Source organism: Streptomyces sp. Da 82-17 (assembly GCF_046098215.1).
In the GTDB taxonomy this organism is placed as follows: domain Bacteria; phylum Actinomycetota; class Actinomycetes; order Streptomycetales; family Streptomycetaceae; genus Streptomyces.
Genome location: NZ_JBJURH010000026.1, coordinates 54,650 through 77,628 on the forward strand (window position 1 = coordinate 54,650; position 22,979 = coordinate 77,628).

Genomic DNA, 22,979 nt, shown 5'->3' on the forward strand with positions numbered 1-22,979 from the left:
TCCGACTCTGCGGAGTTCATTCCGTTCTCGCGGCTACTTAGGGCAGTTGCTTGAACACCGCGCCCCGGCCTAACTTTTTCTCACGCCGCAAGGGCGCCCCGCTCCAAACAGACAGAATGGAGGCCGAGTTGAGTCACCACGAAGAGCAAGTGGCGCTCAGCGGCGAGTTCCGCACCATGACGCTCGAGGCGTACGCGGACACCATCGTCCCGGGAGAGAAGCGCGGGCCCGAGGACCGGGCGATCGCCGGTGTCGCCACCGGCGGCGGCGCGGTCCAGGCCGGCGCCCTCGACCTGCTCGCCTGGGACGCCACCGGCATCCACGACGGCCTCGACGACCTGGCGCGGCTGCTCAACGAGCACGCCGCGGCGTACGCCGAGGAGCGGAGCCTGCAACTCGACGCGGACGTACCGCAGTTCGTGGCGCTCGGCTACGACGACCGGGCCGAGCTGGTCCTGCGGCTGACGAAGCCCGGGCACCCGGAGAAGGAGTTCTGGGTGATGCTCGCGCTCTTCTGCAACATGGCCTTCGACTCGGCGGCGCACCTGCCGACGCGGCAGGCCCTGGCGGAGGGCCACCCCGGTCTCACCGCGATGGGCATCACCGCGCCCGACCCGGACGGACTGTGGCGCTTCACCGACTTCGGCTACGGCCGCCCCCTCGCCCGTATGCACCCCGACACGACGGCTTCTGGGAGCCCAGCATGAGCAGCACCGCCGAGCAGACCGACGTGCTCGTCATCGGCAGTGGCTTCGGTGGCGCGATCACCGCCTACCACCTGGCCGCGGGCGGCGCGAAGGTCACCGTCCTGGAACGCGGCCCCTGGCTGCAGAGCAACGAGTTCGAGCACGACTACAAGCTCGGCTCCTCCTACACCAGGGCCTTCGACTTCACGGTCGGCGACGGCATGAGCGTGCTCGGCGGCAACTGCGTCGGCGGCGGCAGCATCGTCTACTTCGCGGCCATGCCGCGGGCCCCGCGCTTCGTCTTCGAACGGCACGGCAGCATCGGCCGCCGCATGTGGCCGGGCTCCATCGACCGCGACACCCTCGACCCCTGGTACGACCGGGTCGCCGAGTCCCTCAACATCACCAAGCAGGAGTGGAACGACGTCAGTTACGCCGGCGGGCTCTGGGCAGCGGCCTGCGACCACGCCGGACGCACCGCCAACCCCCTGCCCGCCGCGATCGACAACAGCAAGTGCGTCAACTGCAACTTCATGATGGCCGGCTGCCGCTTCGAGGCGAAGCAGTCGCTCACCCTCAACTACCTGCCGGCGGCGCTCGCCCACGGGGCCCGGATACGCCCGCTGCACGAGGTGCAGCGCATATCGCGGACCGACGAGGGCGACTACCGGGTGCACTACAACGTGGTCGACAACGACGACTACCGGGTGCAGATCGGCAGCGGCACCATCGAGGCGAAGATCGTGGTCATGGCGGCGGGAGCCGGCGCGACGCCGGTCATCCTGCAGCGCAGCGAGGCCGAGCTCGGCCGGATGCCGCACGCGGTCGGCCGCTACTTCTCCGGCAACGGGGAACGCCTCAACACCGCGATCATCAACGAGGACAAGGCCGCTGAACTCCTCGGCCTGGACCGCGGCGACGGCCTCGCCTACGCCGCCAACGCGATCGGCAAGGGCCCGACCGTGGCCAGCTGGGACCGGCTCGACGGCTCCCTGCCCGAGTACTCCCGCTACTCCCTGGAACAGCTCTACTTCCCGCCCGGCCTCGGCACCATCCTCGCCCAGGTCCCGGACGACGCCCGGCCGCACTGGTTCGGGCCCGGCAAGAAGGAGATCCTCAAGCGCTGGACCTCCTGGCTCACCATCTTCACCATGATCGAGGACGACAACGAAGGAGTCTTCGGCCCGCCGCCCGCCACCGGCAACTCCCACCGCATCTCCCAGCAGATGCTCGGCCGCGGCAGCCTGTCGTACGATCCGACGCCCAACACCTGGGGCGCCTGGAAGAAGTCCGACGCCGAGGTCAAGGAGATCCTGGAGAAGGACGGCCTGGCCAAGGTGATGCCCTGGACCAACGACCTGATCGGCGCCTACACGGTGCACCCCCTCGCCTCCTGCCGCATGGGAGACGACCCGAACACCTCAGCCCTCGACGACCGCAACGAACTGCGCGGACATCCCGGCATCTTCGTCACCGACGGATCCGCGGTGCCCGGCGCCCTGACCGTCAACCCGGCGATGACCATCGCCGCCGTCGCCGAACGAGCCGTACCCAACATCGTGCGGGCCGCACAGCAGAAGGGCGTCCCCGTCACCTACGGCGCACCCGCGCCCGACGGCGCCCGCAGCGCCCGCAAGAACGTCCTGCCGCTGCTGCCCCAGCTCGTCAACGCCTAGTACGCCCCGTACGCCTGGCTCCACGGCACGCAGCACGCCCCGCGCGCCACGGCACACCCACCGGTACGCCCTTCGCACCGCACGCCGGCCGCAGACGCCCAAGTGGTTCCCCGGAACTCCCCCTCGTACGAGGAGCCACTTCGGGCTGCCCTTCGGACCGGTGAGTTGCTTCAAAGAACCCGCCCGCACCCCGAAAACCCATCGAAAGGTGACCGCCATGACTGACTACTTCGAGTACCGCCACACCGTCGGCTTCGAGGAGACCAACCTGGTCGGCAACGTCTACTACGTGAACTACCTGCGCTGGCAGGGCCGGACCCGCGAGCTCTTCCTGAAGCAGAAGGCCCCAGCGGTGCTCGCCGAGGTCCAGGACGACCTCAAGCTCTTCACGCTCAAGGTCGACTGCGAGTTCTTCGCCGAGATCACCGCCTTCGACGAGCTGTCGATCCGGATGCGGCTCTCCGAACTCGGCCAGACCCAGCTGGAGTTCACCTTCGACTACGTGAAGCTCACCGAGGACGGCGGCGAGATCCTCGTCGCCCGCGGCAAGCAGCGCATCGCCTGCATGCGCGGCCCGAACACCGCGACCGTCCCGTCCCTCATCCCCGACGCCCTGGCCCAGGCCCTCGAGCCGTACTCGACGAACGTCCGCTCGCTCGCCGGCCACGCGGCCTGAGGCACACGGCCGCCTTTTTCCGGACCGGTGAGTTGCTTCAAAGAACTCACCTCGATCACCGCAGCCCAGTCCGTCGGCTCAGCTCGTCGCCGCACCCCACAACTCCACACCGGTACTCCGTGAGGCCCCTTTTTTCGGACCGGTGAGTTGCTTCACAGGACCAACCCCCCGCTCCACCAGCACCCGCTCCACCAACCCCCGCCACCCACCGCCCCGTTGACCGAGGAGATCGCCATGACCGCCCTGAACGACGTGCTCAAGGACCTTGCCGCCGACATCGACGAGGTTGCCGCCCTGGTCGCCGACCTGGACGACGCCGCCTGGAACACCGCCACCCCGGCGCCCGGCTGGAACGTCGCCGACCAGATCGCCCACCTGACCTTCATCTTCGAGCTCGCCCGCAGCGCCGCCGCCGAGCCGGAGAAGTTCAAGGCCATCACCGCCTCCGCGGGAGCGGACTTCGACGGTGCGGTGGACGCCGCCCTCAAGCAGTTCAACGCCTTCCCGCCGCCGCAGCTCCTTGCCCGCTTCCGGGCCCTCGGCGAGGCCTCGGTGGACGCGCTCGGCTCGGTGCCCGAGGGGCAGGTCGTGCCGTGGCTGGTGAACCCGCTGCCGCCGGTCGTCCTCGCCTGCGCCGGGATCATGGAGCTCTTCGGCCACGGCCAGGACATCGCCGACGCCCTCGGCGTCCGCAGGGAGCCCACCGACCGGCTCCTCCACCTCGTCAACTTCGCCGCCCTGACCCGCGACTTCGGCTACGAGGCGCACGGCCTCACCCCGCCGGCCGCCCAGTTCCGCTACGAGCTGACCGCACCGTCCGGCGCGGAGTGGACCGTCGGCCCCGAGGACGCCGACCAGGTCATCAGCGGCCCCGCCCACGACTTCTGCCTCCTCGTCACCCGCCGCCGCCACCGCGACGACCTCGCCCTCAAGGCCACCGGCGCCGACGCCGAGCAGTGGCTGGACATCGCCCAGGCCTACCGCGGCCCGCACGGCGAGGGCCGCACGCCCGGCCAGTTCGCGGACACGGACCGGTGACCCGCACCCCGCGGACGTACCGCACCCGCGGAGGTCCCGCACCGAACGGCTCGTCCGACAGGGCCGGCCCGAACGGCCCGAAAGGCCCGAAAGGCCCGTACGACGCCCAGGGCCCGCCCCCGCCGAGCAGCAGCCAGCCGCCCCCGCCGCACCTGAAGACCCGCGCCCGCAGCCCACCAACCACACCGCGCCGGAAGACCCCGAGGAGACACCATGAAGCCCACCCAGCTGCACCGCGTGACCGTGATCGGCTGCGGCCTGATCGGCACCTCCATCGCCCTCGCCCTCACCCGGGCCGGCGTCGAGGTCTTCCTCGAGGACGTCGACGTGAACGCCCAGATGAAGGCCCAACTCATGGGCGCGGGCAAGGAGTTGGCGCCGCACGCACCGCCCGCCGACCTGGTGGTGGTGGCCACCCCGCCGGCCGCGGTCGTCGACGCCCTCTTCGACGCCCAGACCCGCGCACTCGGCTACGCCTACACCGACGTGGCCGGGGTGAAGGAGCTCATCTGGCAGGAGGCGGAGCTGCGGGCCTGCGACCTCATGGGATACGTGCCGGGCCACCCCATGGCGGGCCGGGAGACGTCGGGCCCGGAGGCCGCGCAGGCCGACCTGTTCGAGGGCCGCCCCTGGATCCTCTGCCCGTACCCGACGTCGCAGCCCGAGGCGGTGGCGGCGGTCGCCGAACTGGTGGCACTGTGCGGCGGCGTCCGCCGGGACATGGCTCCGGAGGAGCACGACGAGGCGGTGGCGGCGGTGTCGCACGTGCCGCACCTGGTCTCCGCCGCCCTGTCCGCCCAGCTCGCCGATGTCGACGCGGAGGTGCTCGGCCTCGCGGGCAACGGGCTGCGGGACACGACCCGCATCGCCGACGGCGACCCGGCGCTGTGGAGCGACATCCTGTCCCAGAACCCCGAGGCCGTGGCCGAGGTGGTGGACCGGGTGGCGGCCCAACTGGCGCAGGCGGCCCGCGAGTTGCGCGACTGCGGCAGCGACGGCTCGACGACCGTGGACCGGCTGCTGCGCCGGGGCAGGAACGGCAGGTCGGCGCTGGTCGACGCGATGGACGCGGGCCCCGTGGGCGTCGAGCCGTACGCGGAGTCGTGCTCCACCCCGGCCCTGCCGAGCGACCTGGACGAGGCCTCGGCCCTGGACGACGACTACGTGGTGGGGATGGCGGCGATCGCCGAGCTGATCGCGGAGGTGGAGTCCGGCGCCGCCCGGGACGAGGGGACCGGCACGGGCCCCGGTGAGCAGGCGCCGGCCGCCGCTGGGGACGAGGCCGCGGGGCCGGTGGCCGAAGCGGCGGCAGGCGGGAAGGACGCCGACGACTCCGGCTCCGGTGCCTCTGCCCCCGACGGCGCGGCGGACGGCGGCGCAGACCGGCACGACGGCGCGCCGGAGGGCCGGGACGAAGGTGCGGCGGAGAGCGGTGACGACCGTGGACGTCCCCGCACGCCCCGCGACACGGCCCAGGGCTCAACGGCCCAAGGCTCCCGGCCCGACGCGGACGGCGGCGGCCGGTACCGGACCGGCGGGCCCACCGGGCAGGCGCCCCGCCTCAGCTGATCCCGCAACCCGCCGCGCCCGGCCCGACCCGGACTCCCCGCTCTGTCCCTTTCTCCCCCCCTGGGGGACGGAGCGGGGTTCAGACCCCGCGCAGCCCAGCCCCGACCGGACAACACCCGGTCGGGGCACGTCAGTTGGCGGACCTCGCAGGCGCCACGCCGTACGCCGACTCGAAGCGGCTGCCCACGCGCAGCGCGGCGGCGAGCGCCGCCCAGGACGTGAGCTCGATCAGCTCCCGGTCGCCCGGGTACCGCGCGCGGAAGGCGGCGACGTCCGCGTCGGTGATCCGGAACGGGGCGAGCGCGGTCAGCAGAGCCAGCCGTGCCGCGGGCCGGTCGTCGGCCGCCAGCCCCTCGACCGCCTCGTCCAGCCAGGACAGGCCGAGCCCCGGCGGAGTGCCGTCCCAGCGTGCGAGGACCGCTTCCGTGCGTTCCCGCACCCGGGCCGGAACCCACTGCGCGCCGTCCGCCACCGCGGCCACCGCCCGGGCGAGCGCGTCGGCCACGGACTGGTTCGCCCGCGCCCACTCAAGGCCGGCGGGCAGCTCCGCGGGCGGCAGCAGGCCGAGGGCGGCGCCGGGCAGCAGCGGCCGGTCGTCGGCGGGCCGCATGGCCTTGGCGGCCGTACGCAGGATCGTGCCGCGCAGAAACCCGGGGGCCTGCTCGGGCACCGGGGAGTCGTCGAGGAACACGTGCACCATGCGGTTGATGTAGTGGAAGACGAGCGCCACACCGAAGATCTCGGGAGCGGCCTCGGCGGCGAACGGCGGCGCGCTCCCGCCCTCGCCGTCCGGCCGGGACAGCCCGCTGGTGCGGGCCCAGGCGGCGATCTCGGCCGTGCCCGCGCCCGGTTGGGGCGGCAGCGTGCCCACGGTGGCCGAGTGGACGTCGACGCAGTACGGGCAGTCGTTGGCGCGCGACACCTCCGTCGCCACGACCTCCTTGACCAGCCGGTCCACCCGGCCCTCCACCAACAGCACCTCGCGCAGCAGCATCCAGGCCGCGGCGAGCACCGGGGCGGCGGGGGAGTGCAGCGCGACGGGCGGGGCCAGTACGCCGAAGTCCCGCTCCAGTTGTGCGTACACCCGGGCCACCAGGTCGTCGGCGCGGCCCGGGGGCACGGCCCGTACATGCCGGACGTCCTTCAGAGCGCCGCGCAGCACGGCCTTGACGACGGGTCTCACCGTCACACCACCTCCAGAGGTACGGCACCTGGGCACCGGGCACCGACGATCCTGCCGACCACCCGGCGCCCCGGCATCCTGTGAACTGCTCAGTGATCAGGGGGACTTGGCGCGTCCCGGCGGTTCAGGCCGCGCGCAGCGCCGACGCCCGGCGATCCTCGGGCGGCTCGGGTTCCGTACGTGCGGCCCGGCCGATGATGTCCCCCATCAGCCGGACGCTGGTGACCTCCGGCTCCCGCACCGCCGCCCCGCGAGCCCGCCGGTTCCGCTCGGCCCTGGCCACGGCGGAGCCGGCCCGTTCCCACGCGGTCGGCTCGGGCGCCGGCTCGGGCGCGGGTTCGGCCTCCGCCGCGGCGTCCGGCAGCTGCGGTACGGGCTCGGCCGGGGGCGGTACGTCGACGCCGAACACCCCCTGCTCCATGAACATCCGCACCAGCGCGGTGGCCGCTCCCTTCGCGGTGGCGGCGGTGTAGGCCGGGGACGACGTCGCGGCCGCGGTGAGAACCGTCGCCGCGCGTTCATCGGCGTGCTCCGGCCCCGTGGCCGGTCGGCGCATCTCGTTCATCGTCTGCCTCCGTTACCGAAGTGGGTGCCGTGTCCGCTCTGCGGCGACGGCGGATGACGCGGCCCTTCCCGCGCCCGGCGCGTGCGCCCGCTCAACGCGGGACGACGCCTCCGAGCCGGGTGACCGCACGCAGAATCTCGCCCCGCGACAGGGCCGACGCGATCAGCTCGATGTCCCCGGCCATCGGACGGTCCACGCCGAGCGGCGGCACGAGCAGCCGCACCGCGTCACAGGCCGCCTGCGCCGCCGGGCCGATCTCCTCGTACCGGCGTGACAGGTCCACGGCCTGGACCGCCGTGAGGAACTCCACCGCGAGGATGCGGTAGTTGTTCTGCAGCACCCTGCGGGCGGCGCGGACCGCGAGGAGCCCCATGCTGACCACGTCGTGGAGGGCGCCGGACCCGACGGCCTGGGTGCTCGCCGGGCCGACGGTGCGGTTCTCCGCCACCAGCGCGGAGACCGTGTGCCGCATCCCGGCGAACCCGTGGTGCAACACCGAGCCCGTGGCGCCGAGTTGCTCGGGCAGCCCGCTGCCGGGGCCGGCGTCGAGCACCTGGTGCACCTGCCGCTCGGCCAGCGCCCCGAGCTGGTTGAGGGCGATCGTCATGAAGTCCATGGCGAAGGCGACCTGCTGGCCGTGCCCGTTCGCCCCGTAGAAGATCTTCCCGTCGTCGAAGAAGAGCAGGTCGTCACCGGAGGAGTTCAGCTCCGTCTCCAGCGTCGACACCGACTGGTACAGGGTGTGCCGGACCGCCCCCAGCACCTGCGGGACCGCCCGCAGCGAATACGGCCTGGCCGCACGGCGCCGCGGCCGCGCCCCGTCGGCGGACGCGCCGCCGTGCAGCAGCGCCCGCAGGTTGGCCGCGGTGTCGATCTGCCCCAGGTGCGGGCGGGCCAGATCGTGCCCCGCCGCGAGGAACGGGCCGCAGCCGGCGCCGAGCGCCTCCGTCACCAGCGCGGCCGCGATCTCCGCCTGCCGCACCTGGTCCAGCGCCCGGCCGAGGACGAGGGAGCCGAGCCCGGTCGCCGCCGAGGTGGAGCCGAGCAGCGCCTGGCCTTCGTGGAACCGCAGCGTCAACGGCTCGACGCCCAGCTCCGCGAGGACGCGCCCGGCCGCCACCTTGCGGCCGTCGCGCAGCACCTGGCCCTCGCCGATCAGGGTGGCGGCGACATGGGCCAGCGGCGCCGTGTCCCCGCCCGCGCCGAGCGAGCCGATCTCCGGGACGACGGGCGTGAGGCCGTTGTTGAGGTAGTACGCGAGCCGCTCCAGGACCACGGGCCGCACCCCGGCGTACCCCTTGGCCAGGGAGCCGAGCAGAGCGGTGACCACGGCCCGCGCCTCGTCCTCGGAGAACACCGGCCCCACGCCCGTGCTGTGACTGCGCACCAGGTTCGCCTGCAGCTCGGCCTCGTCGGCAGTGCCCACCCGGCCGGCGCCGGCCGCACCCCGGTCGAAGGCGTTCACGCCCTCGACGGCCGCGTTCCGCCGCAGCAGCGCTTCGAGCGTCCGCCGGCCGCGCCGGGCCTTGTCGAGGGAGGTGTCGCTGATCAGGGCCGCGACACCGTGCTCGGCGATGCCGTTCAGCTTCTCGACCGTCAGCGTCTCACCGTCGATGACCACCGGGGCCGTGTCAGTCTGGAAAACGGACATGGGCTACTCCCTGCATTGCGCGGTCGCCCGTACAGGCCGGAACGCGGCTTTCGTAGAGCTCCATGGTCGAGCCTCGCCCGGCCCGAACGCGTCCTCTGTCGTGCGCAGTTGGGGCGCCGTCATCTCTCTGCATGCGCTCGCGGGCCAACTGGGCTCGCTACCTGGGCAAGTCTCGTTGCCGTGATCGCCGCGACGCCGCTTGGCTGAGAAACCGAGAAATGGAACTCCCTTGTCCGTACCCGCACTTCCGTGCCGCGCCCCGCCGGGCGCGCCGGACCCGACGACGCCACATCCGAGAGGAGCCGCTCGCATGGCTGGCAGGTTGTTCACCTCCGAATCCGTGACCGAGGGCCACCCCGACAAGATCGCCGACCGGATCAGCGACACGATCCTGGACGCGCTCCTCGAACGGGACCCGGCGGCCCGAGTGGCGGTGGAGACGCTGATCACCACCGGCCAGGTGCACGTGGCGGGCGAGGTGACGACCAAGGCGTACGCGCCGGTCGCCCAGCTCGTACGGGACGTGGTCCTCGACATCGGCTACGACTCGTCGAAGAAGGGGTTCGACGGGGCCTCCTGCGGGGTGTCCGTGTCGCTCGGCGCCCAGTCGCCGGACATCGCGCAGGGCGTCGACACCGCCTACGAGCAGCGGGTCGAGGGCGCCGCCGCAGGCGATGAGGGCGACGAGCTGGACAAGCAGGGCGCCGGCGACCAGGGCCTGATGTTCGGCTACGCCTGCGACGACACCCCCGAGCTGATGCCGCTGCCGATCCACCTGGCGCACCGGCTCTCCGAGCGCCTCACCGCGGTCCGCAGGAACGGCACCGTCCCGTACCTGCGCCCCGACGGAAAGACCCAGGTCACCATCGAGTACGACGGCGACCGTGCGGTCCGTCTCGACACCGTGGTGGTCTCCTCGCAGCACGCCGCCGACATCGACCTGGAAAGCCTTCTCACCCCGGACATCCGGGAGTTCGTGGTCGAACCGGTCCTCAAGGACCTCGCCGAGAGCGGCGTCACCCTGGAGACCGACGGCTACCGCCTGCTGGTCAACCCCACGGGCCGGTTCGAGATCGGCGGCCCGATGGGCGACGCGGGCCTCACCGGCCGCAAGATCATCGTGGACACGTACGGGGGCATGGCCCGGCACGGCGGCGGCGCGTTCTCCGGCAAGGACCCGTCCAAGGTGGACCGTTCCGCGGCGTACGCGATGCGCTGGGTCGCCAAGAACGTCGTCGCGGCCGGACTGGCCCGGCGCTGCGAGGTGCAGGTCGCGTACGCCATCGGCAAGGCCGAGCCGGTCGGCCTGTTCGTCGAGACCTTCGGCACCGAGACCGCCCCGGTCACGGAGATCCAGCGGGCCGTCGGGGAGGTCTTCGACCTGCGCCCGGCCGCCCTCGTCCGCGACCTCGACCTGCTGCGGCCGATCTACGCGCAGACCTCGGCGTACGGGCACTTCGGGCGGGAACTTCCCGACTTCACCTGGGAGCGCACGGACCGCGCGGACGCGCTGCGGCGGGCGGCCGGCTCCCCGGACCGGCGCTCCTAGGAGGCGGACGTCGTGGACACCCGCATCCCGGCCGCCGCTCCGCCGCCGGCCACGGCCGTGCCCGGGGAAGCCGACGGCACACCCGACGGCCGGCGGTGGCGGGCGCTCTGGGTGCTGCTCGTCGGCCCGTTCCTGTCGCTCCTCGACGCCTTCTGCATCAACCTCGCGGCCGTCTCCATCGACCGCTCCCTCGGCCTGACGGCCTTCGAGTTCCAGGCGGTCGCCGCCGGCTACGGCCTCGTCTACGGCCTCGGCCTGATCACCGGCGGCCGCCTCGGCGACGTGATCGGCCGCCGCCGCGCCTACCGCCTGGGCCTCGCCCTGTTCGCGCTGACCTCACTGGCCTGCGGCCTCGCCCCGTCGCCGGGCGTGCTGATCGCGGCCCGGCTCGCGCAGGGCGCGGCGGCGGCCGTCATGCTGCCGCAGGTCCTGGCCCTGATCCGGATCGGGTTCCCGGCCGCGGAGCGCCCCAAAGCCCTGTCCTGGTACGCCGTCTCGATGAGCCTCGGCATGGTCGCGGGCCAGCTGCTCGGCGGCGCCCTGCCCGCCTGGGACCTCTTCGGCCTGGGCTGGCGCCCGGTGTTCCTGCTCGCGGTGCCGCTGTGCCTCCTGGCGTACGTCGGCACCGGCAGGTCCGTCCCGGCGGACCCGGGCACCGGCGCCCGCAGCGGCCTCGACCTCGCCGGAGTCGCCCTCGGCGCGCTCGGCTTCACCCTTCTGCTGCTCCCGCTCGCCGCGTCCCGCCACCTGCCGCCCGCGGCCGGGATCGGGCTGCTCGGCGCGGGCGCAGCGACGACCACCGTGTTCGTCCGCCGCCAACGCGCCCGCCACGCACATGCGTTGCCCGTACTCCTGCCTGTGCAGCTGTTCCGCCTCCGGCCCTTCACACTCGGCGTCCTGCTCAACTTCACGCTGTACGTCGCCACCGTGCCGTTCTTCGTCCTGCTCGGCCTCTACCTCCAGGAGGAGAGCGGCCTCGGCCCCGCGGCCGCCGGACTCGCCTTCACCCCGGTGGCCGTGGGCATCGGCGCGGGCGCCCGCCTCGGCATGGTGCTGCGCACCCGTCTCGGCCCCGGCACGCTGGTCGGCGCCGGGGCGTGCACCGTGCTGGGGCTGGGGCTCGCGCTGTGGGCCGTCGCCGCGCTCTCCGCGCAGACGTCGACGGCGCCGCTGCTGTGCGCCCTCCTGGTCTTCGGCTTCGGCAACGGCATCAGCGTGCCGCTCGTCGCCGAGATCGTGCTGAGCCGGGTGCCCGCGCACGACGCCGGCGCCGGTTCCGGAGTGCTCACCTCGGCCCAGCAGTTGGGCGCCGCCGCCGGTGTCGCCGTCACCGGGGTGGCCCTGTTCCCGGCGACCGAGGGCGCCGCGCTGCACTACGTCCCCGCGATGGGCATCGTGCTCGGCTCCGCCGTGCTGGCCACGGTCTGCGCGGCGTTGCTCGTCCCTGCCCGGCCCGACGGCCGGGCCGCGCTCCCTCGTCCCTCCGACCGTGAGGAGTCCTGATGGTGACCGACACAGTTCCCCCCGTACACCCACCGCGCGACGCCGCGGTGGCGCTGCGCGCTCATGCCGAGCGGCTGGCGGCGGAGTGGGAGCGCGGCGGATGGGCGCCGTCCCGCCTGGAGCGCCGGATCGGCACGCTGCTGAGCGTCGCCACGGCAGGCGACGGGATGCTCACGGCCGTGCGGGTACGCCACGCCCTGTGGGAGGGATCGGTTCCATTGCTGCGGGAGAACGGGGGCCGGCTCGCCGTACTCCTCGCCACGGCGCTGCGCGCCCTCGAGGCGGACAGCCCGCTCGCCGACGGGCATCCGCCGTGCTCCCCCGGGCCGTCGGCCACGGGGCACGACGACGGCTGTCCGGCCGCCGCGCTGGATGCCGTCGGCCGTCTCCTCGCCGCGATGGCCAAGGGCCATGCCCCGGCTTGACGTCGGCGCCGGCCTCGCGCGGACCGTGGTCGCCCGGCCGGGGGCGGCCGCGCCGCGCGGCGCGGGCCCGGCGGTGCGACGGGCCCCGCGTCTGCTGAACCTCGACGCACCGCCCGGGCCGCTGCAACTCCCCGACCGGGCGGCGCACTTGTGGCTCGCGGACGCGACCCGGCAGCCGAAGACGCTGGAAGCGCTCGCCCGCGACGTCCTCGACGACGGCGAGCAGCGCCGGGCGGAGAGACTGCGCAGGCTCGCCGACCGCCGCTGCTATCTGGCCGCGCATGTCGCGCTGCGCGTGCTGCTCGGCGCCCAGTTGGGCATCGCCGCACGGCAGGTACGGTTCCGCCGGGACCCCTGCCCCTGCTGCGGCGGCCCGCACGGCCGGCCCGCTCCCGCCGACCCGGGCGTCCCGCTGCACTTCTCGCTCTCGCACAGCGGCGACCTCGCGCTGCTCGCCTTCTCCGCCACCGTGGTGGGCGTCGACGTGCAGACCACGGACCCCGTCGCCGTGGCCGACGAGGTCCAAGGGGCCCTGCACCCACGGGAGAAGCGGGAGCTCGCGTCCTGCTCCGAGGCCGACCGGCCCGAGGCCTTCACCCGGGCCTGGGTGCGCAAGGAGGCCTACCTCAAGGGCCTCGGCACCGGCCTGGCCCGCAGCCCCGCACTCGACTACCTCGGCTCGGGCCTGGTGCCGGTGACCAGCCCGCCCGGCTGGAACGTCGAGGACGTGGCGGTGCCCGCCGGGTACGCGGCAGCCGTGGCCGTGCAGACGAACGACGACGGCTAGGACGCGGTGCGCTCAGCGACTTGGCTCACGGCCGGGTGGGGTGGGTCGGACGGCGATCCCGGGCGAACCGAGCTGAACGCCGGGCCCGAACGGCGCGGGGTGAACGCCGGGGCGGACAGGGGGAGTTGAGCGGCGGGCCCGCCCGGACGGGGGCGGACTTTGCGCCGGGCCGGGCGTGCTGAATGGAGCGGCGGGCCCGGATGGTGCGGAGTGAACGCCGGGGCCGGGCGTGGTGCGTCGAGTGTCTGGCCGGGCTGTGCGGAGTGAACGGCGGGGCGGGCAGGGGGAGTTCAAGGGTGGGGCGGGCAGGGAGAGTTAAGCGGCGGGCCCGCCCGGCCGGGGGCTTGAGCGGCGATGCCTGCCCGGACGGCGGACTTTACGCCGGGCCGGGCGTGCTGAATCGAGCGGCGGGCCCGGATGGTGCGGAGTGAACGCCGGGGCGGGCGTGGTGCGTCGAGTGGCTGGTCCGGCTGTGCGAGGTGAACGGCAGGGCGGGCAGGGGGAGTCCAACGGCGGGGCGGGCAGGGCGAGTTGAGCGGCTGGCCCACCCGGACGGGGCGTGAGCGGCAGGGCCCGCCCGGACGGGGCGGGTGAGGTTGAACCGAACGGCGGGCCAGGGTGAGGGAACTGGACGACGGCCAGCCGGGCGGGGCGGAGCCGCGACGTGCCGGGCCCCACCCGGTTCGCCCGTCAGTAGCCGGACGCGGGGCCCTCCGCGCGGTCCGACCCGATGTCGGCCAGGGCGCTCAGCACCAGCGGCGGGTGCTCGGCCAGGCGCTGCAGCAGATGCAGCCACCAGTTCGTGCCGTACACCGCGTAGACCCGGCACGGCAGGCCCAGGTCGCGGTAGTGGCGCAGCAGCCCCGGCCGTACCCCGTGCAGCATCTCGATGTCGGTGACCTGGGTGAGCAGGCCCCGGCTGTCCGCGGCGGCGAGCACCTCGTGGTCCTGGGTGGCCAGGCTCAGCCGCACGCCGTGGTCCACCAGGCGCTGTGCGAGGTCGAGATAGCGGTCGTCGAGCGCGGGCCCGCGGCGCAGTGCGATGTCCTGCGGTTCCTGGAAGGCGCCCTTCACGAGCCGGATGCGGCTGCCGGGCCGGGCCACGTCGGTGATGTCCCGCAGGGTGCGGTGCAGTTGGGCCTGGAGCGTGAGGCCCACGTTCGCGTACCGCCTGGAAAGTTCGCGGTGGACGGCCAGTACGGCGTCGACGGTGGGGGAGCGGTCCATGCTGAGGACGATCTCGCTGCCCCGGGCGGCCGCGGCCGCCGCGATCCGGTCGGCGTTGGCCAACGCGAGTGCGGGGGAGACGGCCAGGCCGACACCGGTCAGGTCGCAGCCGATCTGCTCGGGGGCCGGTTCGTGGGCCAGCAGCTGCAGGTACTCGTCGACGACCTGCCGCACCTGCTCCGGCCCGGTGTCCGTGCCGCGGTCGGGGGAGGAGTACTCGGCGGTCACCCCGTACCCCTTGCTCCGCAGCTCCGCGACGCGGGCGAGGAAGTCGGTGCGGTCGGTGGCGAGGACATAGCGACGGGCGGCGGGGGAGAGGATGTCCCGCAGCACGGAACCTGAGGCGGCGAACTCCCGGGCGCAGCGCGGGTCGTTGGCGATCCGGCGCAGGCCCTCGGCCGCGGATTCGAGCAGGGTGCGCTGGGAGAGTCCCTGGATCATGGCAGCTGCGCCTCGGCAATCTGTCGTGGTGAGGGCCTGGCCGGGGAACCGTCGGACAGCGCGCGCCCCGGTCTCAGCCGGCGCATGCGGGCTCCTGCGGCCGCGGCTGTCCGTCCGTCAGCCGACGGATGCGCAGCCGGTCCTCCTCCAGGAGCCGGGGCGAACTGTGCAGGGTGTACGCGACACCGCTGGCGGGCCGTGGGCTCGGCGTGACCGGGCCACGGCCGCGGGCGCGGTGACCGGCGTCGAAGAAGTACACGGACGACAGCGCCTCGACGGCGTCGACGACGTGCCGGTCCAGCGCTCGGGGCGGACCCGCGAAGCCGGCGGTGGTGTCGACGACCTGTGCCTCGCACAGCTTGGTGTAGCTGCGGCCCGCCCAGCGGCGCCGGAACTCCTCGGGCTCGGCGAACGCGAGCGCGGTCAGGTCGGCCTGGTTGACGCCGCGGCTCAGGTCGTCGTAACCGGGCAGCACGCCGGGCCCGAGCTGCACTCCGGCGTCCACGAGGACCGGTCCCGCGGGGGTGAGCACCAGGTCGGTGTGGCTGGGGCCGTTCCGGATGCCCAGCGCGTCGAGGACCTGACGGTTGTACGCGACGAGTTCGGCGGCGACGGCACTGTCCGGGGCGGCCAGTTCGGCGCGGTCGGGCAGCAGGTACGCGCCGTACCGGCGGGTGTGGCGCCGGTGGATCGCGACGATGCAGGACTGCCCGTCCCGGGAGACGGAGTCCACCGTGTACGCCGGGCCCGGCAAGAACTCCCGCAGCAGGGCCTGGGAGTTGACCGCGCCGCCGTGGCTCCTGGCCCCGACGACCGCCTCGGCGGCCCTGCGCACCTCCCGCCGGTCGCGGCACAGGACGGAGGCCGCCCCGGCGGCACGCGACAGCGGACTGACGACGACGGGATACAGGCCGTGCTCCTCGGCGCGATCGGCGAGGGCCTCGGCGTTGCCGCCGTACCACTGCTCGGCACGCCGTACTCCGACACGCTGCAGGGCGCGGCCCATCGCCTCCTTGTCGCGGCGGGCGCCGGAGAGCTCGGCGGCGTTCCCGGGCAGGCCGAGCCGTTCGGCGAGCGCGTCGGCGAGCGGCCCGCACGACTCCTCACCGGCGAGGACACACAGGGGGTTGCGGGAGGCGAGACGGGCCGCCAGCTCCGCCGTGCGCGGGGTGCTGCCGGGGATGCGGAGCACGTCAACTCCCCATTTGGCAAAGGCGCGTGGCAAGAACCGTGCAGATCCCTGACAGCCCACCAGGACTGCTGTGGAGCGAACCCCTGTGTTGCGCCGGGTGCTGGTCATGCCGTCCTCGTTCCCTGTATCGGCAACATGGCCCGGACATCGTGCCAACCATTCCCCAGCTTGGCAAGATGTTGCCAACCGGCAGGAGCGAGTTGGCAACGATCAGGGCGGGAGGCGGAGACCCGTGGGGCCGCCGCCGGCCCGGGCGTCAGGACTGCCGGCCCGCGCTCTTCCCCCGGGACCTCAGCAGACACTCCGCGGCCAGCCGCCAGATCGAGGCCGCCAGGTCGATGTTGGAGGACTCCTGGGCCTGGAGCGCCAGCTTCTGCAGCCCGGCCATACCCTCCTCCTCGTCCCCTTCCAGGATCCGCAGCTGGTTGTCGAGCACGTCGAGCCGCATCTTGCTGCGGTACGACATGCGCAGCGCGGCACGGCCGAGCCGGTCGAGCAGAGCGCGGGCGTCCGCCAACCGGCCCTCGTGGAAGGCCAGATGGGTCTTGAGCGCGGCCAGCTCCTGCTCCATCGACGGGGTGTCGACGAACGGCAGCCCGGCCTCGGCGGCCTCGATGTACTTCTGGGCCGCCTCCGGCTCCGGCGGGGACATCTGCAGGTGCAGGTCGGCCGCGGTGAGGCGCAGCCGCATCCACAGCGCGAGGTTCTCGCGGCTGGCGAACCGCTCCAGGGCCTGGTCCAGGAGGCCGAGCGCGGACTTGAAGTCGCCCTGGCGCACCCGCACCACGGCCGCGGTCCACATGGCCTCGGCCCACAGCGCGTCCCCGCGCCCCTCGACGAGGCCGACCAGCTCGTCGGCGTGCTGTCGGGCGTCCGGGACGCGGCCCGCCTCCGCCTCCACGGACACCAGGACGAGCAGGACCGTGGCCGCGTGCTGCGCGGGTAGTCCGTGCTGCCGGGCCAGTTCGTGGGCCGTCGTCGCGGCCTCCAGGGCGGGGGCGATCTCACCCGCGGCGCGGAGGTTGCGGGCGAGCTGGGTCAGTGACTGGGAGCGCAGCTCGGGCAGCCCGATCTCCTCGCCGAGCGGCACGAGTTCGTCGAGGTAGGCGCGCTCGGCGGCGTGCTCGCCGTTGCGGCGCCGGCGCTGGGCGAGCAGCCAGAGGGCCTGCCAGCGGAGCATCGGATCGGGCGCGTGCGCGGCCTCGAGGGCTTCGGCCAGTTGCTCGCTGGTCTCGTCGGAGTCGAGGGAGGTGGCGATGGACAGGCTCTGCGCGAGAGACGTGGCCCGGGTCTCCTCGAACTCCTCCGGGCTGATGCCGAGTTGACTCGCCAGGTGGGCGACGGCCCGCTCGGTGGGCTGCCGCGCGCCTGATTCGAGGCGCGACAGATACCCGGTCGACATGCCGTCACCGGCGAGTGCGGCCTGCGAAAGGTTCCGCTCCGTCCGCAGCTGCTTGAGCCGACGACCGAAGGATGGCTGCTCCAGCACGTGATTGCCCCAACCGGATCGATGAACAACGAGGTGATCAGCGGACGATTTGCCTCCGTTGTGCCATGTCTTTCAACTTTGCTCTGCCGAACGGTAGCCAACTCCGGATGTTCTTGGCAACTGCCAAGGCTGTTATGACCTGCGCCTTTTGGCCACGCGATGGAAGCTTCTGCGGAGCATCATTGCCATACGGAGTGGCAATGCCTTGCCATTTGGTGGAGTGGCACCCTAACCTCATGGCAACATGCTGTGCCAGATTCATCCGCTGACCGCTGTCAACGATGCCCAGGAGTGGCGTACATGACTCGTGACCACGCTGACGTCGTCGGCGTCGCCGGAGCGTCCGCCCAGCTCTCCGGCCCGGACGGAGGCCCGGCCTCCCCGGAGGCGGACGAGCTCCAGGAAGTACGGCAGTTCATGCTCCGGTCCTGGAGTGAGCTGCTGGGCAGTGCCGGGCTCACCGAACACGCGGACTTCTTCGCCCGGGGCGGTGACTCGCTCCTGATGACCCGTCTGGTGCGGCGCGTGGGCGAGGAGTACGGCGTGACGGTCTCGCTGCAGGACATGTCCCGCAGGAACCTCGGCGACCAGGCGCTGCTCGTGCACCGGCTGCGTACCCGGATGCTGGCCCGCATGCCGCGGCCGGGCGCCGGTGCGCACCAGGTCTGGTCGTACCTCAAGGGGGAGTGGGCCGAGCTGCTCGGCCACCCGCCGCTCTCCGGGGCCTCCGACTTCTTCGCCCTCGGCGGCGACTCCCTTCTGGTGGCCCGTCTGGTGCGCCGCGTGGAGAAGGAGTTCGGCGTCAAGGTCGCGGTCCACGACATGCTGGCCGCACCGACCCTCGGTGAGCAGGTCCTGCTCGTGCGCGCCCACGTCGACGCCGCTGCCCGGGCCGCGCTCCGTCCGCGAGGCCGCGCCGCCTGACGCGCCGTCTGACGCGCCGCTCCGCGGCGGTCCGCCGCCGGTTCGCCGTCCACGCTCGCGTCGTCACCCGTACCGCCTTCCAGGCCCCGCCCGTTCGCTCGGGCGGGGCCTTCTCGTGCTCGGCGCCGAAGGGTGCGGAAGGCTCCTCCCGGTGCGCGGCCGGCGGCTCCGCTGGACTCTTGATGGAGAGTCCCTGTAGCCCTGCTAGGCACATTCTGTAGAGATTTTCGCCTACATCGTTGCAGGTCAGACCCTATTGCTGCGGAGAGCAGGGGTAATTCACCGAGCTGAGTTGCCTAAGTCTGACAAAAGTTTGCCAACGCTCGACGGGCTTCGTTAGCTTCATCGGGTGGCTACCGCCCACGGCCACATCCACCACGAGCCCGACCCATGCTGCTGAGGAGAACCCATGCGTACCGTCACGTGCCTCGCCATCGCAACGCCCGCGCTGATCACGGCACTCGGCGTCGGGACCAGTGACGAGGACTGGCCCCCGTTCGCCCCCGCCGTCGCCGCCTGAACCACGCCGACCCGCACGGCCGGCCCGAACGGGAGTCCGCGATGACCTGGCTGCACCGCATGAGCCCACGCCCCGAGGCGGATCAGCGTCTGATCTGCTTCCCGCACGCGGGCGGCACGGCCGCGTTCTACGCACCCTGGGACCGGCTCAGCCGCCACAGCGAGGTGCACGCCGTGTGCTACCCGGGACGTGGGCGGCGCGCCCGCGAGCCGTTCGCCACCGACCTGCGACGGATGGCCCTGGACATCGCCGGCGCCGTCCGCAGCCTCGCCGACCGCCCGCTGGCGCTCTTCGGGCACAGCATGGGCGCCTGGGTCGCGTTCGAGGTCGCCCGTCACCTGGAGCACACCGGCGTCCCGGTCGGCCACCTCTTCGTCTCCGGGGCCTGCGGGCCGCACACCCGCCTCGGCAGCCTGACACAGGCCGCCCTGCGCGACGAAGCCGCCATCGTCGAGGAGATCGTCGCCATCGGGGGGATCCACCCCGAGCTGCTCGCCCAACCCGCCGTCCTGAAAAGGGTCTTCCCCTACGTGGTCGCGGACGTGCACATGGCCGACAGCTACGCCCACCGTCCCGGCCCGCCGCTCGACTGCCCGATCACCGCCGTCGCCGCGGCCGACGACCCGATCGCCGCCCCGCACGACGTGGCGGCCTGGGCCCGTCAGACACGCGGCGGATTCCAGGCCCACACGGTTCCCGGCAACCACTTCTACCTGGAGGCCCAGCCGCCCGTCGCGTTGGTCGAGGGCCGCCTCGCCCCGGCCCCGGAGCCCGCCCGCACCTGAGAGAGGAACCGCCGTGGCGCACATCGAGCTCAGCACCGGCCTCCCCGGCATCAACGGCCTGCTGGCCCAACGCCCGGACACCGCCGACCCCTTGGAGCGGCTCGCGGACGCGCTGCTGCACACCGGCACCCCGTCCCTGAGCCCCGGCGACCGCGAACTGATCGCGGCATACGTCTCCGAGCTGAACGGCACCCGCTTCTGCTCCGCCTCGCACAGCGCCTTCGCCGCGGCCCAACTCGCCGGCGGCGCCGACCTCGTGCGGGCCGTCCTCGCCGACCCGGACACCGCACCCGTCAGCGAGCTGCTGCGGGCGCTGCTGCGGGTCGCGGCCGAGGTGCAGCAGGCCGCCCGGCCGGTCTCGGACGAGGCCGTGGCCGCCGCCCGCGCCGCGGGCGCCGACGACACCGACCTGCACGACACCGTCCTGATCGCCGCGGCGTTCTGCATGTACAACCGCTACGTCGACGGCCTGGCCACCGCCCTGCCCGAACACCCGGGCGCCTACGCGGAGTCGGCCCGCCGGGTGGTCGCGCACGGATACCGCCGCACCGCCGCACCGCAGAACGGCCGCGGCCCGGCCTGAGGGCGCGGCCCGGCCGCGGAAGCCACCCACCACCGGAGGGGAGAGAGCTTTGGGCACCGAACAGAAGTGGACCGCGGCCGACGTCCCGGCCCAGCACGGCCGCACGGCCGTCGTCACCGGGGCGAGCTCGGGCCTCGGCCTGGAGACCGCCGCCGCACTGGCGCGGAGCGGCGCCCACGTGGTCCTCGCCGTACGCGACCCGGACCGGGGCGCCGCCGCAGCGGCCCGCATCACCGCCGAGGTGCCGACCGCGGAGCTCACGGTCCAGCCGCTCGACCTGTCGAGCCTCGCGTCGGTGCGCGACGCCGCGAAGGAGCTGCACGACCGCTGCGACCGCGTCGACCTCCTGATCAACAACGCGGGAGTGATGTGGACCGACGAGATCCGTACCGTCGACGGTCACGAGCTCCAGTTCGCCACCAACCACCTCGGCCACTTCGCGCTCACCGGACGCCTCCTCGACCTGCTGCAGGAAGCGCCGGAAGCGCGCGTCGTCACCGTCAGCAGCTATCTGCACCGACTCGGCCGCATCGACCTGGACGACCTCGACGCCGAACGCCGCTACAGCAGATACCGGGCGTACGCGCAGTCCAAGCTGGCCAACCTGATGTTCGCCCTCGAACTGCAGCGCAGGCTCCAGGAGTCGGGCTCCTCCGTCCGCTCGGTGGCGGCACACCCCGGCCTCGCGGGAACCGGCCTCGGCCGGGACTTCCCTGCGGCGCTGCGCCTCGCCGGGCCCGTCTTCGCCCCCCTGTTCCTCCAGTCCGCGTACGACGGCATGCTGCCCACCCTGCGGGCGGCCACCGACCCCGGCGTGCGCGGCGGAGAGTTCTACGGCCCGCAGGGCCGCACCGAGACCCGCGGCGCGCCCGGACTCGTCCGCGCCGGCCGCGCCGCCCGCGACGCCGGGACACGCCGGCGCCTCTGGGAGGCGTCCGAGCAGCTCACCGACGTTCTGTACCCGCTCTGATCCACCCGCCCGTACCGAGCACCGCAACCCGGAAGATGCGCCGGAAACCGGGGCCTGCGACGGTCGGCAGTGCGCGCGCCGCAGCGCCGAGACCGGCTGCGGGGCGCTGCCGCCGCGGCACCCGAGGCTCGGCGTGCCCGAACCGTCAGGCCCCGACAGCGACGCTGCCCTGCTCCGCTGCCACCGAGGAGGAATTGATGCAACTCACCCAGGCTCTGCCCCGGGCCGAACTCGTCCGCCGTGCCCAGGAGTTGGCGCCGCTGCTGCAGCGCAACGCCGCGTGGGGCGAGGAGCACCGTCGGCTGCACGACGAGACCATCGAGGCGCTGAAGGACTCCGGCGTGCTGCGGATGCGCGTCCCCGCCCGCTACGGCGGCCACGAGTCCGACACCCGCACCGTCGTCGACGTCATCTCCGAACTGGCCCGGGGCGACGGGTCGGTGGCCTGGACCGCGTCGGTCTGGGCGATCAGCTCCTGGATGGTCGGGCTCTTCCCCGACGAGGTCCAGGACGAGGTCTTCGCCGACCCCGACGTACGGATCAGCGGCATCCTCAGCCCGGGTGCGATGGTCGTGCCCGCCGAGGGCGGCTACGTCGTCAACGGGAAGTGGTCCTTCAACACCGGCTCCCAGCAGAGCCAGTGGAACGTGAACGCGGCCGTGCGGCCCACCCCCGACGGCGGCCACGAGCCCGTGATGGTGCTCATCCCGATGTCGGACCTGCAGATCGTCGACGACTGGCACACCGCGGGCCTGCGCGGCACCGGCAGCGTCACCACGATCGCCGAGAACGTGTTCGTGCCGGAGAACCGCGTGATGTCCATGATCCCGGTGCTGCAGGGACAGCACAGCTCCGTGGCGAACGCCGCGTCGCCGGTCTACAACGCCCCGTTCATGCCCACCGCCTGCGCCACGGTCGGCGCCCCCGCCCTCGGCCTGGCCAAGGCCGCCAAGGACGCGTTCTTCGAGCGCCTCCCAGGACGGAAGATCACCTACACCTCGTACGAGACCCAGAGCGAGGCGCCGCTCACGCACCTCCAGGTCGCCGAGGCCACGGTGAAGATCGACGAGGCCGAGTTCCACGCCCACCGCGTCGCCGAGCGGCTGGACTCCAAGTCCGCGGCCAAAGAGCCCTGGACGCTGGAGGAGCGGGCCCGGGTCCGCCTCGACCTGGGTGCGGTGTGCCAGCGCGCGAAGGAGGCCGTGGACATCCTGAACACGGCGAGCGGCGGCTCCTCCGTGTACAGCTCGGTCCCGATCCAGCGCATCGAGCGCGACGTCCAGACCATGAACCTGCACGCGATCCTGCACCCCAACACCAACCTCGAGCTGTACGGCCGCGTGCTGTGCGGACTCGAGCCCAACACCCAGTACCTCTGACGCTCCCGCGCGTCCCCGGGCCGCCGGGAACGCGCGCGAACAGGCCAGGACCGGCAGCATCGGTCCTGGCCTGAACGCGTTGCCGGCGTACGGGAGTCGGCGTCGTACACCGCGTCGCGCGGACAGCAGCACATCAAGAGATGCCACGGATCCGCAGGTCG

General features: G+C 73.3%; 20 protein-coding genes. 14 read left to right on the forward strand and 6 right to left on the reverse strand.

The window, feature by feature from the left end; genetic code table 11:
• Positions 1 to 176: 176 nt before the first annotated feature.
• The 5 genes from ACIDOF_RS32620 (at position 177) to ACIDOF_RS32640 (ending at position 5,645) form a co-directional block, all read left to right on the forward strand.
• Complete coding sequence (locus tag ACIDOF_RS32620) at positions 177 to 707, forward strand: DUF5987 family protein (RefSeq protein ID WP_409009860.1); 531 nt, start codon at positions 177 to 179, stop codon at positions 705 to 707.
• A complete protein-coding gene (locus ACIDOF_RS32625) occupies positions 704 to 2,362 on the forward strand; it encodes an FAD-dependent oxidoreductase (protein WP_409009800.1) in 1,659 nt (552 codons plus the stop codon). Before ACIDOF_RS32620 ends, ACIDOF_RS32625 begins: the two co-directional genes overlap by 4 nt.
• Before the next feature lie 217 nt (positions 2,363 to 2,579).
• Positions 2,580 to 3,038, forward strand: coding sequence for an acyl-CoA thioesterase (locus tag ACIDOF_RS32630; protein ID WP_409009801.1), 459 nt, complete (start codon positions 2,580 to 2,582; stop codon positions 3,036 to 3,038).
• Between the two features lie 234 nt (positions 3,039 to 3,272).
• The gene (locus tag ACIDOF_RS32635) at positions 3,273 to 4,076 is read left to right on the forward strand and encodes a TIGR03084 family metal-binding protein (protein WP_409009802.1); all 804 of its coding nucleotides are present in this window, start codon (positions 3,273 to 3,275) and stop codon (positions 4,074 to 4,076) included.
• A 213-nt stretch (positions 4,077 to 4,289) separates the two neighbouring features.
• Positions 4,290 to 5,645 (forward strand): prephenate dehydrogenase, encoded by a 1,356-nt coding sequence (locus ACIDOF_RS32640; protein ID WP_409009803.1) that lies wholly within the window; start codon positions 4,290 to 4,292, stop codon positions 5,643 to 5,645.
• Positions 5,646 to 5,775: 130 nt separating this feature from the next.
• Here the strand turns inward: ACIDOF_RS32640 and ACIDOF_RS32645 are convergent, their stop codons facing one another.
• From ACIDOF_RS32645 to cmdF, 3 genes are all read right to left on the reverse strand, one after another.
• Positions 5,776 to 6,834 carry a carboxymuconolactone decarboxylase family protein gene (locus ACIDOF_RS32645; RefSeq protein WP_409009804.1) on the reverse strand — a complete coding sequence of 353 codons (1,059 nt, stop codon included), beginning with the start codon at positions 6,832 to 6,834 and terminating at the stop codon, positions 5,776 to 5,778.
• A 118-nt stretch (positions 6,835 to 6,952) separates the two neighbouring features.
• Entirely contained in the window at positions 6,953 to 7,393 is a 441-nt protein-coding gene (locus ACIDOF_RS32650) for a hypothetical protein (protein WP_409009805.1), read from the reverse strand.
• 91 nt (positions 7,394 to 7,484) lie between these two features.
• Entirely contained in the window at positions 7,485 to 9,044 is a 1,560-nt protein-coding gene (gene cmdF / locus ACIDOF_RS32655) for a tyrosine 2,3-aminomutase (protein WP_409009806.1), read from the reverse strand.
• 310 nt (positions 9,045 to 9,354) lie between these two features.
• On the opposite strand from cmdF, the gene metK reads away from it, so the two are divergent.
• Genes metK through ACIDOF_RS32675 form a run of 4 tightly spaced genes read left to right on the forward strand, consistent with a single transcriptional unit; the run spans position 9,355 to position 13,308 of the window.
• Complete coding sequence (metK, locus tag ACIDOF_RS32660) at positions 9,355 to 10,593, forward strand: methionine adenosyltransferase (RefSeq protein ID WP_409009807.1); 1,239 nt, start codon at positions 9,355 to 9,357, stop codon at positions 10,591 to 10,593.
• Between the two features lie 12 nt (positions 10,594 to 10,605).
• The gene (locus ACIDOF_RS32665; RefSeq protein WP_409009808.1) at positions 10,606 to 12,096 is read left to right on the forward strand and encodes an MFS transporter; all 1,491 of its coding nucleotides are present in this window, start codon (positions 10,606 to 10,608) and stop codon (positions 12,094 to 12,096) included.
• Positions 12,096 to 12,521 (forward strand): hypothetical protein, encoded by a 426-nt coding sequence (locus ACIDOF_RS32670; RefSeq protein ID WP_409009809.1) that lies wholly within the window; start codon positions 12,096 to 12,098, stop codon positions 12,519 to 12,521. The genes ACIDOF_RS32665 and ACIDOF_RS32670 overlap by 1 nt, the downstream gene beginning before the upstream one ends.
• Positions 12,508 to 13,308 carry a 4'-phosphopantetheinyl transferase family protein gene (locus ACIDOF_RS32675; protein WP_409009810.1) on the forward strand — a complete coding sequence of 267 codons (801 nt, stop codon included), beginning with the start codon at positions 12,508 to 12,510 and terminating at the stop codon, positions 13,306 to 13,308. Before ACIDOF_RS32670 ends, ACIDOF_RS32675 begins: the two co-directional genes overlap by 14 nt.
• 690 nt (positions 13,309 to 13,998) lie before the next feature.
• Here ACIDOF_RS32675 and ACIDOF_RS32680 read toward each other — a convergent pair.
• From ACIDOF_RS32680 to ACIDOF_RS32690, 3 genes are all read right to left on the reverse strand, one after another.
• Positions 13,999 to 14,976 carry a proline dehydrogenase family protein gene (locus ACIDOF_RS32680; RefSeq protein WP_409009811.1) on the reverse strand — a complete coding sequence of 326 codons (978 nt, stop codon included), beginning with the start codon at positions 14,974 to 14,976 and terminating at the stop codon, positions 13,999 to 14,001.
• A 73-nt stretch (positions 14,977 to 15,049) separates the two neighbouring features.
• Complete coding sequence (locus ACIDOF_RS32685) at positions 15,050 to 16,168, reverse strand: phosphoribosylglycinamide synthetase (protein ID WP_409009812.1); 1,119 nt, start codon at positions 16,166 to 16,168, stop codon at positions 15,050 to 15,052.
• 256 nt (positions 16,169 to 16,424) lie between these two features.
• On the reverse strand, positions 16,425 to 17,657 hold the full coding sequence (locus ACIDOF_RS32690; RefSeq protein WP_409009813.1) for a helix-turn-helix domain-containing protein: 1,233 nt from the start codon (positions 17,655 to 17,657) through the stop codon (positions 16,425 to 16,427).
• A gap of 300 nt (positions 17,658 to 17,957) precedes the next feature.
• Between ACIDOF_RS32690 and ACIDOF_RS32695 the strand changes: the two genes are divergently transcribed.
• From ACIDOF_RS32695 to ACIDOF_RS32715, 5 genes are all read left to right on the forward strand, one after another.
• Positions 17,958 to 18,581 (forward strand): acyl carrier protein, encoded by a 624-nt coding sequence (locus ACIDOF_RS32695; RefSeq protein WP_409009814.1) that lies wholly within the window; start codon positions 17,958 to 17,960, stop codon positions 18,579 to 18,581.
• Between the two features lie 561 nt (positions 18,582 to 19,142).
• On the forward strand, positions 19,143 to 19,886 hold the full coding sequence (locus tag ACIDOF_RS32700) for a thioesterase II family protein (RefSeq protein ID WP_409009815.1): 744 nt from the start codon (positions 19,143 to 19,145) through the stop codon (positions 19,884 to 19,886).
• A 13-nt stretch (positions 19,887 to 19,899) separates the two neighbouring features.
• Positions 19,900 to 20,469: a carboxymuconolactone decarboxylase family protein gene (locus ACIDOF_RS32705; protein WP_409009816.1), complete on the forward strand. Its 570-nt coding sequence runs from the start codon at positions 19,900 to 19,902 to the stop codon at positions 20,467 to 20,469.
• 49 nt (positions 20,470 to 20,518) lie between these two features.
• Positions 20,519 to 21,439, forward strand: coding sequence for an oxidoreductase (locus tag ACIDOF_RS32710; protein WP_409009817.1), 921 nt, complete (start codon positions 20,519 to 20,521; stop codon positions 21,437 to 21,439).
• Between the two features lie 197 nt (positions 21,440 to 21,636).
• Positions 21,637 to 22,818, forward strand: coding sequence for an acyl-CoA dehydrogenase family protein (locus ACIDOF_RS32715; RefSeq protein WP_409009818.1), 1,182 nt, complete (start codon positions 21,637 to 21,639; stop codon positions 22,816 to 22,818).
• Positions 22,819 to 22,979 lie beyond the last annotated feature (161 nt).

Excerpts from the sequence above, each read along its gene's own strand:
- ACIDOF_RS32620 (WP_409009860.1), top strand. The coding sequence starts at position 177 with ATGACGCTCGAGGCGTACGCGGACACCATCGTCCCGGGAGAGAAGCGC.
- ACIDOF_RS32625 (WP_409009800.1), top strand. The coding sequence starts at position 704 with ATGAGCAGCACCGCCGAGCAGACCGACGTGCTCGTCATCGGCAGTGGC.
- ACIDOF_RS32630 (WP_409009801.1), top strand. The coding sequence starts at position 2,580 with ATGACTGACTACTTCGAGTACCGCCACACCGTCGGCTTCGAGGAGACC.
- ACIDOF_RS32635 (WP_409009802.1), top strand. The coding sequence starts at position 3,273 with ATGACCGCCCTGAACGACGTGCTCAAGGACCTTGCCGCCGACATCGAC.
- ACIDOF_RS32640 (WP_409009803.1), top strand. The coding sequence starts at position 4,290 with ATGAAGCCCACCCAGCTGCACCGCGTGACCGTGATCGGCTGCGGCCTG.
- ACIDOF_RS32650 (WP_409009805.1), bottom strand. The coding sequence starts at position 7,393 with ATGAACGAGATGCGCCGACCGGCCACGGGGCCGGAGCACGCCGATGAA.
- cmdF (WP_409009806.1), bottom strand. The coding sequence starts at position 9,044 with ATGTCCGTTTTCCAGACTGACACGGCCCCGGTGGTCATCGACGGTGAG.
- metK (WP_409009807.1), top strand. The coding sequence starts at position 9,355 with ATGGCTGGCAGGTTGTTCACCTCCGAATCCGTGACCGAGGGCCACCCC.
- ACIDOF_RS32670 (WP_409009809.1), top strand. The coding sequence starts at position 12,096 with ATGGTGACCGACACAGTTCCCCCCGTACACCCACCGCGCGACGCCGCG.
- ACIDOF_RS32675 (WP_409009810.1), top strand. The coding sequence starts at position 12,508 with ATGCCCCGGCTTGACGTCGGCGCCGGCCTCGCGCGGACCGTGGTCGCC.
- ACIDOF_RS32680 (WP_409009811.1), bottom strand. The coding sequence starts at position 14,976 with ATGATCCAGGGACTCTCCCAGCGCACCCTGCTCGAATCCGCGGCCGAG.
- ACIDOF_RS32695 (WP_409009814.1), top strand. The coding sequence starts at position 17,958 with ATGACTCGTGACCACGCTGACGTCGTCGGCGTCGCCGGAGCGTCCGCC.
- ACIDOF_RS32700 (WP_409009815.1), top strand. The coding sequence starts at position 19,143 with ATGACCTGGCTGCACCGCATGAGCCCACGCCCCGAGGCGGATCAGCGT.
- ACIDOF_RS32715 (WP_409009818.1), top strand. The coding sequence starts at position 21,637 with ATGCAACTCACCCAGGCTCTGCCCCGGGCCGAACTCGTCCGCCGTGCC.